The 15,576-nt window shown below is 73.3% G+C and carries 11 protein-coding genes; 6 read left to right on the top strand and 5 right to left on the bottom strand.

Translation table 11 applies throughout. The annotated features are described in order from the left end of the window. Nucleotides 1-2: 2 nt before the first annotated feature. Nucleotides 3-581, bottom strand: a complete 579-nt coding sequence (locus GQ466_RS11575) for an HD domain-containing protein (protein WP_161102872.1) — start codon at nucleotides 579-581, stop codon at nucleotides 3-5. 129 nt (nucleotides 582-710) lie between these two features. Between GQ466_RS11575 and GQ466_RS11570 the strand changes: the two genes are divergently transcribed. Further along, nucleotides 711-2,558 carry an outer membrane protein assembly factor BamB family protein gene (locus GQ466_RS11570; protein WP_161102871.1) on the top strand — a complete coding sequence of 616 codons (1,848 nt, stop codon included), beginning with the start codon at nucleotides 711-713 and terminating at the stop codon, nucleotides 2,556-2,558. Between the two features lie 379 nt (nucleotides 2,559-2,937). On the opposite strand, the gene GQ466_RS11565 is transcribed toward GQ466_RS11570, so the two are convergent. Further along, nucleotides 2,938-4,089: a glycosyltransferase gene (locus GQ466_RS11565; protein ID WP_161103841.1), complete on the bottom strand. Its 1,152-nt coding sequence runs from the start codon at nucleotides 4,087-4,089 to the stop codon at nucleotides 2,938-2,940. A gap of 116 nt (nucleotides 4,090-4,205) precedes the next feature. Further along, nucleotides 4,206-5,459 carry a nucleotide sugar dehydrogenase gene (locus GQ466_RS11560; RefSeq protein ID WP_161102870.1) on the bottom strand — a complete coding sequence of 418 codons (1,254 nt, stop codon included), beginning with the start codon at nucleotides 5,457-5,459 and terminating at the stop codon, nucleotides 4,206-4,208. A gap of 219 nt (nucleotides 5,460-5,678) precedes the next feature. On the opposite strand from GQ466_RS11560, the gene wecB reads away from it, so the two are divergent. Genes wecB through GQ466_RS11535 form a run of 5 tightly spaced genes read left to right on the top strand, consistent with a single transcriptional unit; the run spans nucleotide 5,679 to nucleotide 12,990 of the window. Continuing rightward, entirely contained in the window at nucleotides 5,679-6,800 is a 1,122-nt protein-coding gene (gene wecB, locus GQ466_RS11555; protein WP_161102869.1) for a non-hydrolyzing UDP-N-acetylglucosamine 2-epimerase, read from the top strand. Then, complete coding sequence (locus GQ466_RS11550; RefSeq protein WP_161102868.1) at nucleotides 6,793-7,560, top strand: hypothetical protein; 768 nt, start codon at nucleotides 6,793-6,795, stop codon at nucleotides 7,558-7,560. The genes wecB and GQ466_RS11550 overlap by 8 nt, the downstream gene beginning before the upstream one ends. Next, nucleotides 7,521-9,761, top strand: coding sequence for a glycosyltransferase (locus GQ466_RS11545; protein ID WP_337193425.1), 2,241 nt, complete (start codon nucleotides 7,521-7,523; stop codon nucleotides 9,759-9,761). Before GQ466_RS11550 ends, GQ466_RS11545 begins: the two co-directional genes overlap by 40 nt. Nucleotides 9,762-9,771: 10 nt before the next feature. After that, the gene (locus tag GQ466_RS11540) at nucleotides 9,772-11,355 is read left to right on the top strand and encodes a hypothetical protein (RefSeq protein WP_161102867.1); all 1,584 of its coding nucleotides are present in this window, start codon (nucleotides 9,772-9,774) and stop codon (nucleotides 11,353-11,355) included. A gap of 42 nt (nucleotides 11,356-11,397) precedes the next feature. After that, entirely contained in the window at nucleotides 11,398-12,990 is a 1,593-nt protein-coding gene (locus GQ466_RS11535; protein WP_237417950.1) for a glycosyltransferase 87 family protein, read from the top strand. A 53-nt stretch (nucleotides 12,991-13,043) separates the two neighbouring features. Here the strand turns inward: GQ466_RS11535 and GQ466_RS11530 are convergent, their stop codons facing one another. Both GQ466_RS11530 and GQ466_RS11525 read right to left on the bottom strand, forming a co-directional pair. Next, nucleotides 13,044-14,048 (bottom strand): CDP-alcohol phosphatidyltransferase family protein, encoded by a 1,005-nt coding sequence (locus GQ466_RS11530; protein ID WP_161102866.1) that lies wholly within the window; start codon nucleotides 14,046-14,048, stop codon nucleotides 13,044-13,046. Nucleotides 14,049-14,301: 253 nt separating this feature from the next. Further along, nucleotides 14,302-15,546 (bottom strand): acyltransferase family protein, encoded by a 1,245-nt coding sequence (locus tag GQ466_RS11525; protein ID WP_161102865.1) that lies wholly within the window; start codon nucleotides 15,544-15,546, stop codon nucleotides 14,302-14,304. Nucleotides 15,547-15,576 lie beyond the last annotated feature (30 nt).

The following is a 15,576-nucleotide window of genomic DNA, read 5'->3' as shown; positions in this document are numbered from 1 at the left end:
CGTCAGCGGAGGTGAGCGTACTGCCGGGACCACTCGGCGTACCAGCCCGCGTACCAGGAGTCCGGGGGCGCGAGGGGCATGACGTACGTCACGGTCTCGGCGTAGTAGCGGCGCTGGAAGTCGGGCGGCATCTGGTCGAGCCGCTGGACGTTGCTGATCCGGTCGGCGAGCTTCACCTGCACGGCCCGCCACGGAGCGTCCCGCAGCCGCCGCAGGTAGGCGGCCTTCGCGGCGCGCTTGGCCTGCCGTCCGGCGCCGCCCGCCGGAGGCTTGGTGACCCAGTCGACCAGCTCGGCGACGTCCGCGCCGAAGCGGGCTTCCACGTCGGCGATCGTCGCGGACGTGTCCTCCACCACATCGTGCAGCAGCGTCGCGGCGAGCACGCCGAGGTCGGTGACGCCCGCGCCCCGCACCTGCGCCTCCAGTGCCTCCAGCAGGTGCTCGACGTAGGGGACGCCGGTCGGACGCGTCTGGTCCCCGTGCCAGGCGAGCGCGGCGCGTGCGGCGTCGTCCAGTGCGTCCGGGTCCGGGAGGTCGGCGCGGGCCTCGTCCCAGGTCCGCCAGGACGTGAAGTTCTGCATGGAATGGTCCGTACTGATCGGGGTTGTGTCGCGCCGGGCGCGCGCACAGGGCAGGGTGGAGGGGTGTTCTCGCGGCAACGGTACGGGAGGGAGGCGGCGGACGTGGCGGTGCGCCGGTCCCCTCGGCCGGTGGGACGCCGCCGCCTGATCGCCGGGCTCCTCGCCGTCGTCGCCGCCACCGCCGCGACCGCCGCCGTGGTGAACCGGTTCGTGCTCGGCGCCGAGTGGTGGCAGGTGCGGCACACCGTCAGCGACACGCCGGTCGCGGCGCAGCGCCCGGTCGGGCCGCCGCCGGGGCCGCTCGCGGTGAGCTGGGAGCGGTCCGAACGGGTCCGGCCCGGGGCCGCCGGGACGGTCGCGTACGCGGTCGCGCTCGGCCAGGCGGTCGCGGCGTCCGGCCGCGGCCTGGACGTGCGCGACGCCCGCACCGGCGCGGCCCGCTGGAGCTACCGCCGCGCCGGGTGGACGCTCGTCGCGTGGGCCGCCACCGGGACGCGGATCGTCGCGGCGTTCGAGCGCGACGGGCACCGCGCCGACCGCCAGACCGTCGGGTTCGACGCGCTCTCGGGCGGGATTCTGTGGCGGCGGACGGGCGACCGTCCGGCGTCGGCGGCGCGGGCGACGCTGCGCTGGCCCGCCGGGTCCGGGATCGTCCTGACGGCCGCCGACGACCGCGCGACGCTCTACGGCCGGTCGGCGGCCGACGGGGAGCGGCGCTGGCGGCTGCCGGTGCCCGCGGGCTGCCGACTGTTCCCCGACGCCGCGCAGGCCGCCGACGCCGAGGAGTCGACGATCGCGGTCGCGCTGGACTGCGCCGGGGGAGCGCGGCTGCTCGTCCTGGACCCGGCGACGGGCCGGGAGCGGTGGCGGCGGACGCTGGCGGCGGGGGAGGCCCCGGCGGTCGCGGTGCGTGGCGGGACCGTCCTCGCCGCCGACGGCACGGCGCTCCGCGCGTTCTCTGCGGACGGTGCCGAACTCGCCCACTGGGACGGCGACGTGTGCGGCGACGGAATGTGCCCGGCGGCTCCGTCCGGCCGGGACGCGCTCGTCGTCGCCTATCAGCCCGACCCCGGCGCCGACGGCGTCCGGAGCGCGCGGATCGCGGCGGTCGACACACGCTCCGGGCACGTCCTCTGGGACCGGGCGGCGCCCGCGTACGCGGCGCTCGCAGCGGCGGGCGGCACGGTCTACGCGCTGCGCCCCCGGCTCGCCGACGCGCTGCTGCCCGCCGGGATCGACGTGGTCGCGCCCGGCGACGGGACGGTCCGGTCGGTGCCCGCGCCGTTCGTCCTGGACCCGGCGCTGGACGGCGCACGGCCCTGGCTGGCGGCGGCGGGCGGCCTGCTGTACGCGGCCGTGCCCGAGGCCGCGCCCCGGCCGACGGGCGCGGCCCGGCTGGTGGCGCTGCGCGGCGGCCCGGACCGTCCGGGCCCGCCGGAACTGGGCGGCGTCCCGCCGCGCGACTGGCCGGACGCGTGCGCGCTGCTCACCAGGTCCGAACTGGCGGCGGCCCGGATGCCGGCCCACACGACGGAACCCAAACGGGTGGCGGTGGGCGAGGTGAAGCTGCCGCGCCCGGCCTCATGCGTCTACACACCGAACGAACCGCGCCGCAACGCCCCCGCCGGCGGCTGGGGCGAAAGCCCGCTCGTCGTGTCGGTCCGCTGGGTCGCGCCCGACGGCGGCGCCGCGTCCGGCCTCCTGGACGCCCTCCAGTCGGTCCAGGCACAGGCCCGGCGACGCGGCGACGTGGGCGCGGACGAGGCCTACGAACTGGGCGCGATGACGGGCACGGTCGCACTCCGCGTAGACCGCACGATCGTCGTGGTCCAGGCGTCCCGCCCCCAGGGCGCGGCAGTACGCCTGGCCCGCGCGGTGGCCGCCCGCCTCCGCACCCGCGACGCCCCGAAAACGTCCACCCACCCGACCACCGGCACCGCCCTGACCAACCCCCGCACAACCCCGCAGGCAGACTAAGCCGCGCCCCACCAACCCACAGCGACCGAGCACCCGATCGCGATCCAAGCGCAGGTCGAACTGCGTCCCCCTCCCTGCGCCGGCCGAGCACTCTGGCCACGACGCCGCGCACAGCCCGTGCTGCGCTTTCCCGCGTCGGGCGAGCGTGCTGATCGCGATACCGCGCGCACGTCGAGCCGCGCTCGTCTCCCTGCGCCCGTCGAGCGCCTGATCACATCGCCGCGCGCAGGCTGTGCTTGGCCTTGCGACCGGTGAGCGCGCCGGACGCGCGTCCGCGGCGGTTGACCGGGTCTCGGCCTCGCGCGGCGGCGCGCTGCTCAATCTGCGCGCAGGGTGGGTCGTGTCGGCGGTGTTCGGTGCAGGCTTGGGCGCGGGTGGGTCAGAGGGCGCCTGCCTGAGTGCCGGGGTGGGGTGTCTCCGGGATGACCGGGGCGGCGGACGTCGCCGTGCGCGCGGCCCAGCTCTCCAGGTGCGCGACGAACGACTCCGCCTGGATCGGCCAGTGGTAGCGGGCGAGCGCGGTCTCGTGGCCGCGCTTGCCGAGGTCGGCGCGCAGCTCGGCGTCGTTGTGGAGCTTGCGGACGGCGTCCGCGACGGCCTCCGGGTCGCCGTAGGGCACGACGAACCCGGCGCCGGCCTCCTCGACGAGCTTGGCGGCGGCCGGGTTCGGCGTCGTGACGACGGGCAGGCCGCGCGCCATGTACTCGATGACCTTGGTGGGCATCGAGTGCCGGTGGTTCGGGCCGTCGTGCAGGAGCGCGAGCCCGGCGGTGGCGCCCTCGGCGATCCGCAGTGCGCGGTCGTTCGGGACGAACCCGTACCAGCGCAGCACCCCGGCGCGCTGGGCGTCGCGCAGCGCGGGCCGCACGTCCGGGTCGGCCGCGCCGATCAGCTCGACCGTGACGCCCTCGGGCGCCAGCAGCCGCGCGGCGGCGATCATGTCGAGCCCGCCGCGCGCGACCGAGAGCTGCCCGACGTAGACGACGCGTCCCTCGCCCGGCGGCGCGGGCGGCACCTCGGGCACGTAGGTCGTGTTCGGGACGAGCGGGTGCCGCTCGCGGAACCGGTCCTGGTACGCCTCCTCGGCGAGCAGGAGCCTGTGCCGCCGCTCGGCGCGCAGCTCCACGCGCCGGACGGCGGGCCGCAGCAGCGGGACGAGCGGCCCGGGCACCCAGCCCTTGCCGGCGAGCGCGGCGGGCAGGTCCTCGTGGACGTCCCAGACGACCGTCCGGCGGCGCACCGAGCGCGGCAGCCCGACGAGCAGTTCCGGGTCGTGCAGCAGCACCACGTCGGCGTAGGCGGCGTGCTCGGCGAGCGCGCGGTGGGCCGCGCGCACCGCGCCGAACCGCTTGCGCCCCGTCGCGCGCGGCACGTCCACCGGGCTGATCTGCCGCCACGGCGTGACGTGGCAGGCGCGGAACGGCGCGATGTAAGTGACCTCATGGCCCGCGTCGAGCAACGCCCGAATCTGCCGGTGAAGAATTCTGGCGTCCTCGGGGTGATGCACGACCGTGCAAACACAGACCCGCAATTGCCTCACTCCGGAAAAGTTTCCGTCAGCCCGTGTAGCGGACTCTTCCCTGCGCGCGGAAAGAAAGCGCAAAGAGTGGGTGTCCGCCGGGTGGACGACGTTTGAAGACCGCACGGTCACAACATTTCCACCGTCGGCGCGGAAAGGCCCCGAGTGCGGCCCCGCGTGTCGAAAAGCTGCCGTGCCGAGGCCAGCAGTTCCGGTGTGTACTCGCGGTGGTCGGCGATGACGATCGCGAGGTCGGCCGTGGCCAGGCCCTCGTCCAGCTCGACGCGCGGCACGGACGTCCCGTCGACCTCCCAGTCGGTGACGTAGGGGTCGTGGAACACCAGGTCGGCGCCCAGCCGGGCGAGCCGGCGCGCCACCGGACGGGCCGGCGATTCGCGCTGGTCGGCGATGTCGGCCTTGTACGTCACGCCGAGCAGCAGCACCCGGGCGCCGTTGATCGCGCGTCCCTCGTCGTTGAGCAGGTGCTGAGCCCGTTCGGCGACGTAGCGCGGCATCCGGTCGTTGATCTCCTGGGCCAGCTCCACGAACCGGAACGGGTACCCGAGAGAGCGGACCTTGTACGACAGGTAGTTCGGGTCGATCGGGATGCAGTGTCCGCCAACGCCCGGTCCAGGGCGGAATGCCTGGAATCCGAACGGCTTGGTGGCGGCGCAGTCGATCGCGTCCCACAGGTCGATGCCCAGCTCGTGGCAGAAGACCGCCATCTCGTTGACCAGCGCGATGTTGACGTGCCGGTACGTGTTCTCCAGCAGCTTGGCCATCTCGGCCTCGCGTGTGCCCTTGGCCTGCACGACCGTGTCCACGAACCGGCCGTAGAAGGCCGCCGCGGCGGCGGCGCAGTCCGGCGTGAGCCCCCCGACGATCTTCGGGGTGTTCCGGACGCCGTAGACCGCGTTGCCCGGGTCGATGCGTTCCGGCGAGAAGGCCAGGTGGAAGTCGGTTCCCGCCGACAGGCCGGACTTCTCCAGGATCGGCCGGACGACCTCGTCGGTCGTCCCCGGGTACGTCGTCGACTCCAGCACGACCAGCGCGCCCGGCGACAGGTGCTCGGCGACGGTCTCCGCCGCGCCCCGCACCGCCGACAGGTCCGGCCCGCCGTCCGGCGACAGCGGCGTCGGTACGCAGATCACGATGGTGCGCGCCCCGTCGAGCACCGATTCGTCCGTCGTGGGCGTGAACCCCGCCGCGAGCATCGCCGCGATGTCGGCCTCGCTGACGTCGTCGACGTGCGACCGTCCCGCCCGCAGCCCCGCCGCGACCGCCTCGTTCCGCTCCAGGCCCCCCGTCGTCAGCCCCGCCGCGCTCGCCTCGCGCACCAGCGGCAGACCGACGTATCCGAGCCCGACGACCACGAGATCCATCGGGTCTCTCCCTTCGCGTGTTCGGGGTCGCAGACGCCCCCGATATTTCCGGTGTCCTCTTCTGGACGTTAGATCACCCGATCCGGAGGAGGCCAACCGGCCTCCTCATTTCCCTCCTTGTTCACGTTCTCGTCACGTCGCGTTAGGTGAATTCTCTAGTGCCCGATGGCATCACTTACGATGACCGGGGGAATTCCAGACGACTTCGAGGAACGGTTGATGGCTCAGAACGGCAGTGGAGCACGCGACGGTGGGACCGTCCTGCACGTCCTCGGGGCGCGGCCCAATTTCGTCAAGGCCGCCCCGGTCGTGCGGGCGCTGGACGGACGGGGGGCGGCGCAGGCCGTCGTCCACACCGGCCAGCACTACGACGAGCGCATGTCGGAGATCTTCTTCACCGAGCTGGGGCTGCCCGAGCCGGACGTCAACCTCGGCGTCGGCTCCGGCGGGCACGCGGCCCAGACGGCGGCGCTGCTGGTCGGGCTGGAGGAGCAGTTCGTCGCCCGCGCGCCGCGCCTGGTCGTCGTGTACGGCGACGTCAACTCCACCGTCGCGGCGGCGCTCGCGGCGGCCAAGCTCCACATCCCGGTCGCGCACGTCGAGGCGGGCCTGCGCAGCTTCGACATGACGATGCCGGAGGAGGTCAACCGACGGCTCACCGACCAGCTCGCCGACCTCTGCCTGGTCACGAGCCCGGAGGCGATCGGGCACCTGGCCAACGAGGGCGTGCCGGTCGACCGGATCCACCTCGTCGGCAACCCGATGATCGACACGCTGCTCGCGAACCTGGACCGGTTCGACACCGAGCGGGCCCGCGCCGAGCACAACCTGCCCGAGCGCTACGTCCTCGCGACGATGCACCGGCCCGCCAACGTGGACGACCCGGCCACCGCCGCCGAGCTGGTCGGCCACCTGCACGGCGTCGCCGACCTCGCCGACGTGGTCATCCCCGTCCACCCGCGCGGCCGGGCCGCGCTGCTGGCCGCCGGGCTGGACCGGCACCCGCGGCTGCACGTCCGCGAGCCGCTCGGCTACCTGGACTTCCTCGCCGCCGTGCGCGGCGCCGCCGCCGTCGTCACCGACTCCGGCGGTCTGCAGGAGGAGACGACGATCCTCGGCGTCCCGTGCCTGACCGTCCGGCCCAACACCGAGCGGCCGATCACGATCTCGCACGGCACCAACCGGCTCGTCGCCCCGGCCGAACTCGTCCCCGAGGCCCGCAAGGCGCTCGCCGCCGGACGCCCGGCCGACTCCGCCGCGCCGCTGCGCACCCCGCCGCTCTGGGACGGCCAGGCCGGCCCCCGCATCGCCGACGTGATCATGGAGTTCACCCGTGGCTGACCAGCCCGAACCGCCCGAGGATCCGGCCGTCGAGGCGGCCCGCGAACGGCACCGGGCGGCGCGGCTGCGCGCCGCCCTGCGCGACCGCGAGCAGCGCCTGACGGAACTGGAGCGGCGGCTCGCCGCCCTGGAGGGCTCCACGACCTACCGCTTCGGGCGGATCGTGGCGAACGCGGCGCGCGCCCCGAAGAAGCGCGGCGCCAAGCTGCCCCGCGAGCTGTTCCGGCTGTGGAAGGAACGGCACGAGCCGGTCCAGAGCAGCGGCAACGGCACGCGCAGCGGCGGCGCCCGGTTCGAGGAGCCGGCCCGCGCCGAGGATCGGCTGCTCGTCGCCGGGCCGCTGCACGGTCCGGTGCGCGGCCCGATCGTCGCGGGCGTCCTCGCGCCCGACACGGCCGCCGTGCTCGCCGAGCACGCCCGGATCGTTCCGGTCTATCCGCACGACGGACGGGTCGTCCTCGCCGACGCCGACCTGGACGTGCTCCTGGTGGACGTCGGCGCCGGCGCGCCCGGCGGCCCCTGGGCCTACCTCGGCGTGCCCGGCCAGTTCGACCGCGACCGCGCGCTGCACGACCTGCGTCGCGCGGCCCGGGGGCGCAACATCCCGATCCTGTTGTTCGGAGAGAACCCTCCGCCCGCTCTGGCCGTCCTCGACTGGGACGCCGTCCTCACGAGCCCCGAGCAGCTCGCCGCCTACGACCCCGATCGGGAGGAGACCCCGTGCGACCACGCGCCCTCGTCTACGGCGACGTCGATCTGAACCTCATCGACGGTTCCGCCGTCTGGGCACAGGGCATGGTGCAGGCGCTCGCCCGCGCCGGATGCGAGGTGACGTTCGTCCTCAAGGCGCCGATCCGCACCGGACGGCTCGTCGACCCGCTGCGCGCCCTGCCCGGCGTGACGATCCACAGCCCGCACGCCGAGGGCCGCATCCCGGCGAAGATCCCGATGCCGCCGCGCTGGGCCGCCGGGGTCCTCGCCGAGCTCGACGCCGCCGCGCCGTTCGACCTCGTCGTCGTGCGCGGCCACCGCATCGCCGCCAAGCTCGCCGCCGGGCCGCTCGCCGGACGGCTGTGGACCTACCTCACCGACATCCCGCAGTCCGCGCCGGAGATGTCGCCCGCCAAGGCCGCCGAGCTGGGCCGGATCGCCGACGCGTCCCGGCTGCTGCTGTGCCAGACCGAGGAGCTGCGCGGCTTCCTGGAGACGGCCGTCCCGGCGACGGCGGGCAAGAGCGTGCTGTTCCCGCCCGTCGCGGTACTGCCCGACCGGCTCGTCCCGGCCCAGGACGGCGCCCCCGTCGGCGACCGGCCGCTGCGGCTCGTCTACACCGGCAAGTTCGCGCCGCGCTGGAACACGCTGGAGATGACGCGGCTGCCCGCGCGGCTCGCCGAGCGCGGCGTCGAGGCCGAGGTCCACATGGTCGGCGACAAGATCCACGACGACCCGGACGACCCGTCCTACGCCGACCGCATGGAGAACGCGCTGGCGTCCGCGCCCGGCGTCGTCCGGCACGGCGGGCACCCGCGCGCCGAGGCGATGCGGATCACCGCGGGCTGCGACATCGGCCTGTCCTGGCGTCACCCGGAGCTGGACGCGGGCCTGGAGCTGTCCACCAAGCTGCTGGAGTGCGGGCTGCTCGGCGTGCCCGTCGTCGTCAACCGGACGCCGATGCACGAGCGGCTGTTCGGCGCGGACTACCCGCTGTTCGTCGCGACCGAGGACGACGTCGTCGAGGTGCTCGCCGCCGTCCGCGCCGACCCGCGGATCCACGCGCTCGCCGCGCGCCGGTGCCGCGCCGCCGCCGACGAGTACACGCTCGACGCGGCCGTCGCGCGGCTGCGCTCCTACGTCCGGCAGGTGTTCCCGGAGCCGTCGGAGGCCGTCCTCGGCGCCGCGCCCGCCGGACGCAAGCTGCGCGTCGGCGTCGCCAGCCACGACCTGAAGTTCTTCACGCGGCTGATGGACTACCTGAAGTCCCGGCCGGACATGGAGATCCAGGTCGACCACTGGTCCGCGCTGAAGGCCCACGACGCCGAGCGCGGCCACGCCCTGCTGGACTGGGCGGACGTCATCATCTGCGAGTGGTGCGGGCCGAACGCCCTCTGGTACGCCGAGCGCAAGCGGCCCGGGCAGCGGCTGGTCGTCCGGCTGCACCGGTTCGAGCTGTACGCCGACTGGCCCGGCCAGCTCGACATCGACGCCGTCGACCAGGTCATCTGCGTCAGCCCGCACTACCGGGACCTGACGCTGTCGCGCACCGGCTGGCCGGCCGAGAAGGTGACCGTCATCCCGAACTGGGTGGACGACACCCAGCTCGACCGGCCGAAGCTGCTCGGCGCCGAGCACCACCTCGGCGTCATCGGCATCGCGCCGTCCCGCAAGCGCCTCGACCTCGCGCTCGACGTGATGGAGGAGCTGCGCCGCGACGACCCGCGCTTCACGCTGTTCGTGAAGTCCAAGCTCCCGTGGGACTACTGGTGGATCTGGCGCAAGCCGGAGGAGCGCGCCCACTACGAGAAGGTGTTCCGCCGGATCCGCCGCTCGCCGCTGCTGTCGGGCGGGGTCGTGTTCGACTCCTACGGCCGGGACGTCGCGGCGTGGCTGCGGCGGATCGGGTTCGTCCTGTCCACCAGCGACGACGAGAGCTTCCACCTGGCGCCCGCCGAGGGCATGGCGTCGGGCGCGGTGCCGGTCGTGCGGAACTGGCCGGGCGCCGACACGATCTACGACGAGCGCTGGATCCATTCCGACACGGCGTCGATGGCGGCGTCGATCAGCGCGTCGGTCGCCGGCGGGACGTGGGAGGCCGACCGCGCGTTCGCCCGGGAGCAGGTCGTCGCTGCATACGGCCTGGACGAGGTCTGCCGGCAGTGGACGGAACTGCTCGCCGCGGGCCCGTCCGCCGCGGCCACGCCGACCGCGCCGCTCCCCGCCCGGGAGACGATGACGCGGGGATAACCTGGCGACCGTGACGGGGGAAAGATCATCGGGTCGGACGGGGACGATCACGCGGGGCCGGACCCCGGGAAAGCCCGACGAACCGGATACGCGGGCCGCGCCATGGTGGCGCGGCCCGTACGCCGTGCTCGCCGGGCTGATGGTGCTCTGGGCCGTCGCGGTGACACTGCAGCACCAGTGGGCGGGCGACTTCCGGCTCCACCTGGCGACGATCGACGAGCTGCAGCGGAATCCCTGGCACCCGCGCGACCCGATGGTCGGCGCGGCGGAGGGCAGCCCGTACTACTCGCCGTACATGGTGTTCCTGGCGCTCGCCGGGCACGGCGTGTCCGCGCGGACCCTGCTGGAGATCGCCGGAATAGTCAACATCGTGCTGCTCCTGGCGGGCGTCTGGCGGTTCGTCGGCCGCCGCGCCGGGACGTTCCCGGCCGTCCTGACCGTGGTGTTCTGGCTGCTGCTGTGGGGGACCGAACCGCGCGACTGGAGCGGCTTCCTCGGCCTGTACTCGCTGTCGTGGACGCTCAGCTACCCGAGCACGCTCGCGACCGCGCTGATGCTGTTCATCTGGGACGCGACGCTGACCTGGCTGGACCGTCCGGCGGGGTGGCGGCGGCCCGCGCTGATCGGCGCCCTCGGGTTCCTGGTCGTGCTGATCCACCCGTTCACCGCGATCAACACGATCATCGGGGTGGCGGCGTTCGCGCTGTGCCGTCCGCACCGGCTCCGCGCGGCGCTGACGAGCTGGCGCTCGGTGCGCTGGCTGCTCGTCGCGGCCGTCGTGGCCGGTCTGGCCGCGCTGCTGTGGCCGTGGTCCGACATCACGACGCTGCTCGGCGCGTCGGGCGACTTCTCCGAGATCCATCGTCCGCTGATCGCCGACATCATCCGCGACTGGGGGCTGCCCGGCTACGGCCTCGCCGCCGTGTGCGTGCCCGCCCTGGTGCTCGCGAGACGGCGCGTTCTCGGCCGGGAGCTTCAGGCGTTGTTCCTCGGGGCCGTGCTCGTGCTGGCCGTGGGCGTGCTGGTGCTCGGGAACTACGGGTTCGGGCGGGTGATCCCGGTGGTGCTGCTGCCCTTGCACATCGCGCTCGCCATCCGGCTGGGCACGGCGGCGCGCAGGACGGGCGTCCGGCTCGCCTACGGGGCGGTCGCGGTCCTGTTCTGCCTCGTCGGGGTGGTCGCGAACGTGGGCGGGCTCGTCCGGGTCGGGCATGTGGACGCGGCCGTCGCGAAGAAGTGGAACGTCCGCGAGTCCGCCTCCCCGTACGACGCGTTGACGCCGCTGATCCGTCCGGGCAGCGTCGTCATCAGCACGCGGTCGTGGTCGCGGCGGGTCGTGAACGCGCGCGGCGCCTTCAGCGTGCAGCCCGGCTGGCCGTACCCGTTCGTGAACGAGGACGAGCGGACGCGCGACGTCAAGACGTTCTTCCGCAAAGGCACGACCCCGCAGGAGCGGCAGCGCATCGCCGACCGCTACCACGTGGCGTGCGTGCTCGCGTGGCACCGGTCGCCGCCGCTGCGGCCGGGCGGTCTGGCGGGGTTCGACCGGCGGACGGTATCCGGAAAATACGTTCTCGCGTGCCGTTCGCTGTGACGGACTCCTGCGGGCGCCGGCCTGGGTAGGGTCGCAGGGGTGATGCCGCGCATTCTCCCCGGGTCCGACACGGTGCGGGCGGTTCTGGGACGCGCGCGGCGGTGCGCCGCCGCGTCGGGTCGTCTCGCCGTCGCGCATCTGCCGTTCGCGGTCGTGCTCGCGGTCGCCGCCGCGATCCGTGTCGTGGCCGTCCTCGGTTATCCCGGACCGCTCTGGTTCGGCGACTCCATCGACTACCTGCACGACGCCGCCGCGCTGCATCCGAACGCGGTCCGGCCGAGCGGATATTCGGTCTTCCTCCGGCTGTTGCGGCCCGTCCACGACCTGACGTTCGTCGTCGCCGTCCAGCACCTGCTGGGGTTGCTCACCGCCGTGATGTTCTACACGCTGCTGTGGCGGGCCGGACGGCGCCGGTTCTCCCTCGCGGACGGCTCCGGACGGCTCGCGTGGCGGCGCTGGCTGCCCGGCCTGATCGCCGCCGCGCTGACCCTCCCGTTCCTGCTGTCGACGTTCGAGGTCTCGCTCGAACACGGCCTGTTCGCCGAGACGTGCTTCACGTTCCTGCTGATGGGCGCGCTCGTCCTCGTCCTGTGGCGGCGGCGGACGCCGTGGTGGGCGGCCCTGCTCGCGGGCCTCCTGCTCGGCGGCGCGGCCATCACCCGCACGCTCGGGCTTCCGTTCATCGCGCTGATCGTCCTCGCGCTCGTGCTGCGCCGCGCGGGCTGGCGCCCGGTGGTCGCCGCCGTGGCCGCGTTCGCCGCGCCGGTCGTCGGCTACATGTTCTGGTTCCAGTCCGTCCACGGCTCGTTCGCGATGTCCGAGACGAACGGCATCTTCCTCTACGGCCGGGTCGCGTCGTTCGCCGACTGCTCGGTGATCAAGCCGGACCCGCAGCTGGCCGTCCTGTGCCCCCACCTCACCGACCCGCGCATCGCCCCTGCCTACCAGGTGATGTGGACGAACGCGTCCCCGTTCCGCCAATACCCCGACGGTGTGACGAACAAGGAAGGCAACGCGCTCGCGAGCGAGTTCGCCCGCCGCGCCATCCTCGCGCAGCCCGGCGACTACGCCCACGTCGTCCTCCGCGACACGATGCGCTGCTTCACCTGGGGCCGTCCGCGCTACCCGACGCCGTGGACGCAGCTCTCCTACGAGTTCCCGCGCGGCGAGAGCTGGCCGGACGCCCGGATGCTCACCGCCGAGCTGTACGCACCGAACGGCAGCGGGGAATCACGGGTCGTCCAGCCGTGGGCGGGCCGGATGCTGAACTACCAGGCGCACATGCGGATGCCGGGAACGTTCCTCGGCCTCATCTTCCTCGCCGGGCTGGTCGCCCCCCTGACCCGCCTGCGCTGGCCCGGCCGCCGCCGCAACCGCGCGGCCCTGCTGCACTGGATCCGCGTGCCGATGCTGCCCTGGGGCGTGGGCCTGGCCCTCCTGGTCATCCCCGCCGCGACGGCCGACTTCGACTACCGCTACGTCCTGCCCGCCGTCCCGTTCGCCTGCCTGGCCCTCGGCCTCGCCCTCTTCCAGGCTCCGCACCCCGCCACGGCCGAGCCCGCCGCCGCCGAGGAGCCCGAACCCGAACCGGACGAACTCGCCGAGCACGAGCCCGCCGAGCCGAGCGGACGCTGAACGCGAAGACGCCCGGTCCCCATGGGGGCCGGGCGTCTCTGCGGGACGGCGGGTCAGCTCGTGCTGGCCACCGGCGTGCTCTCGTCCAGCGGGAGCTCGGCGCGCGCGTCGGTGATGCGGCGCTCCAGCTTGCCCATCGAGCGGCCGTAGTCCTTGGTGGACAGCCAGAACTTGTAGATGATGATCAGCTCGAACGTCAGCATCCCGACCGCGGACACCGCCGTGACGGGGATGATCGCACCGGGCAGCGCCGCCGCGATCAGCGGGGCGACGATGAACACGCCCATCTGGAACTCGATGCCGCTGATCAGGTGCGGACGGATCCGGCCGCGCAGCAGCGCGTTGCGGATGCGCGCGTACCAGGGGAAACGCTTGTTGAAGCCCTGCTGGAGGGCGGCGTTCGGGTTGTCCCCGACGACCCGCTCCTCCATGTCGGCCTCGGGGTCGGGCTGGAGCGCGGCGGACTGGAAGGCGTCTTGCAGCGTGCTCGCCGGCTCCTCCTCGCCGCGCCGCCGCCGGACGGCCAGCTCCAGCTCGGCCGCCTCCTCCTGAGCCGCCCGCATCTTGCCGCGCATCTGGTTGCGGACCTTGTAGATCTCCAGCGCGTCCATGTAGCGGAGCATGTCGAGGAACACCACCCCGACGGCCGCCCACAGGTACGCGACGTTGCCCGTCCGGCCGTACTGCCCGCCCATCAGCGCGCAGGCGCACGCGAGGACGCGGACGCGGTCGAAGATGTAGTCGAGCCACGCCCCGAAGATCGACCCGGTGCCCTTGAGCCGCGCGATCTTGCCGTCCATGCAGTCGAGCGTGAACGACAGGTGGTACAGCAGGGCGCCGATCAGCAGGTACGGCCACGTCGCGACCGCGAAGCACGCCCCGGCACCGAGCCCGAGCAGCAGCGCGCCGACGGTGAGCTGGTTCGGGGTGATCCGGGTGCGGTTGGCGGTGAAGCGGACGAGCCGGGAGGCGAGCGGATCGACCAGCAGTACCGTCCACCACGCGTCACGCGCCTTATACGTTCGTTGCCGAACGTCATCGAGCGTGAATGTCGCCATATGAAGCTGTCCTTTCTTCGTGCCGAGGTGCCTCCCCGAAGGCGGAGCGCGCGAACCTCAAATCTGTTCACGCACTCCGGCATGCGGCGCCCACTGCCTGCTGCGCGGGGGTTCTCGGAACACCTGTCGATGCTAGCGGTTGTCCGGAAGCGGACTTCGGCGTTGTCGCCGACTTGTGACTAAGCGGCCATCGAGGACTGACGGCGAGGTTCCCGTCCGTCCGGTGGATGTCCGACATGGACCGTACCGGCCGTCACGGACGCGGCGATCCCGAGCCGACCGGCTCCCGGTCCTTGGCGGGAGCGGCGTGCCGCGCGGTGCGCGCGGTGGTCAGCGCGGGCCGGCGCAGCCCGGTGAACGCCCAGGTCATCTTGGGTTCCAGCGCCCAGCTCATCAGCCGGACGACCGGAGTGGAGCACAGGAACGTCCCGACGACCAGCGCCCCGGCCATCACTGCGAACGTCCCCGGGACGGTGTGCATCCACGGCTCGCCCCACCAGCCGGTGAACTGCAGCAGCCGCGTGACGAAGCCGTGCAGCAGGTAGGCGTACAGCGTCGTCGCGCCGAGCCCGGTGAACCACGTCCGCCGTTTCGGGACGAGCGAAAGAAACGCCGCGACGAGAACGACGGCCGCCGCGAACATCGCCAGCCGCATCGCGGTCCCGGTGACGTTGTCCACGCCGAAAAAGCTGTTCGGGTTCTTCCAGTAGACCCACGAATGGTTCATGCGGTCCTTGGCGACCCACGCGGCGGCGAGCCCGCCGAGCATCACGACCGCGCCGATGATCCGCGCCTGCGGCTTCTTCAGCAGCTCGAAGTGGTCGGGCTTCAGCATCAGGCCGAGGACGTAGAACGGCAGCAGCCCGATCACGCGGTGGATGTCGAACGTGGTGCCGAGGTGGCTCATGTACGACAGGAGCGAGAACACGAGCGCGACGGCCAGCGGCCAGCGGATCTGCTGCCACACAGGCGTGGACAGCCGCCAGAAGAACAGCGCGCACAGGAACCACGTCAGGAAGTACGGGTCGAGGAGGCTGATCTCCAGGTTGTGCCGTCCGACGAGCCAGTCGTACAGCGAGTAGGCCGTCTCGAACACGACGTACGGGACGCCGACGTTCGTGATGAGCTTGCGCGCCTTGCCGCCCGCGAACGTCCAGTTCCGCGAGAAGTAGCCGGTGATCACGATGAACAGCGGCATGTGGAACATGTAGATGAAGATGTAGAGCGCCTTGGCCACCGGCACATCGAGCAGGTTGGCCAGCGAGTGCCCCACCACCACGAGGAGGATCGCGAGGAACTTCGCGTTGTCGAAGAACGGGTCCCGTTCCTTGCGCCGCGGACGCGGGGCCGCGGCGCCGCCGTCTCCCGCCGCGGCCGGGCCGGGCGGCGCGTGCGCCTCCGGTTCGGCTCCGGCGGGCGCGGAGGCGTCGCCCGGCGTGTCGCCGGGCCACGGTCGCCTGGGCTGCGGGGTGGCCGTCGGCCTCGTGTCGTACGTCATGGGGTGGGGAGCCGGTCTCCTCGTCGGTGC

Source organism: Actinomadura rayongensis (genome assembly GCF_009831215.1).
Classification (GTDB): domain Bacteria; phylum Actinomycetota; class Actinomycetes; order Streptosporangiales; family Streptosporangiaceae; genus Spirillospora; species Spirillospora rayongensis.
This window is presented reverse-complemented; position numbering and strand designations above follow the sequence as displayed.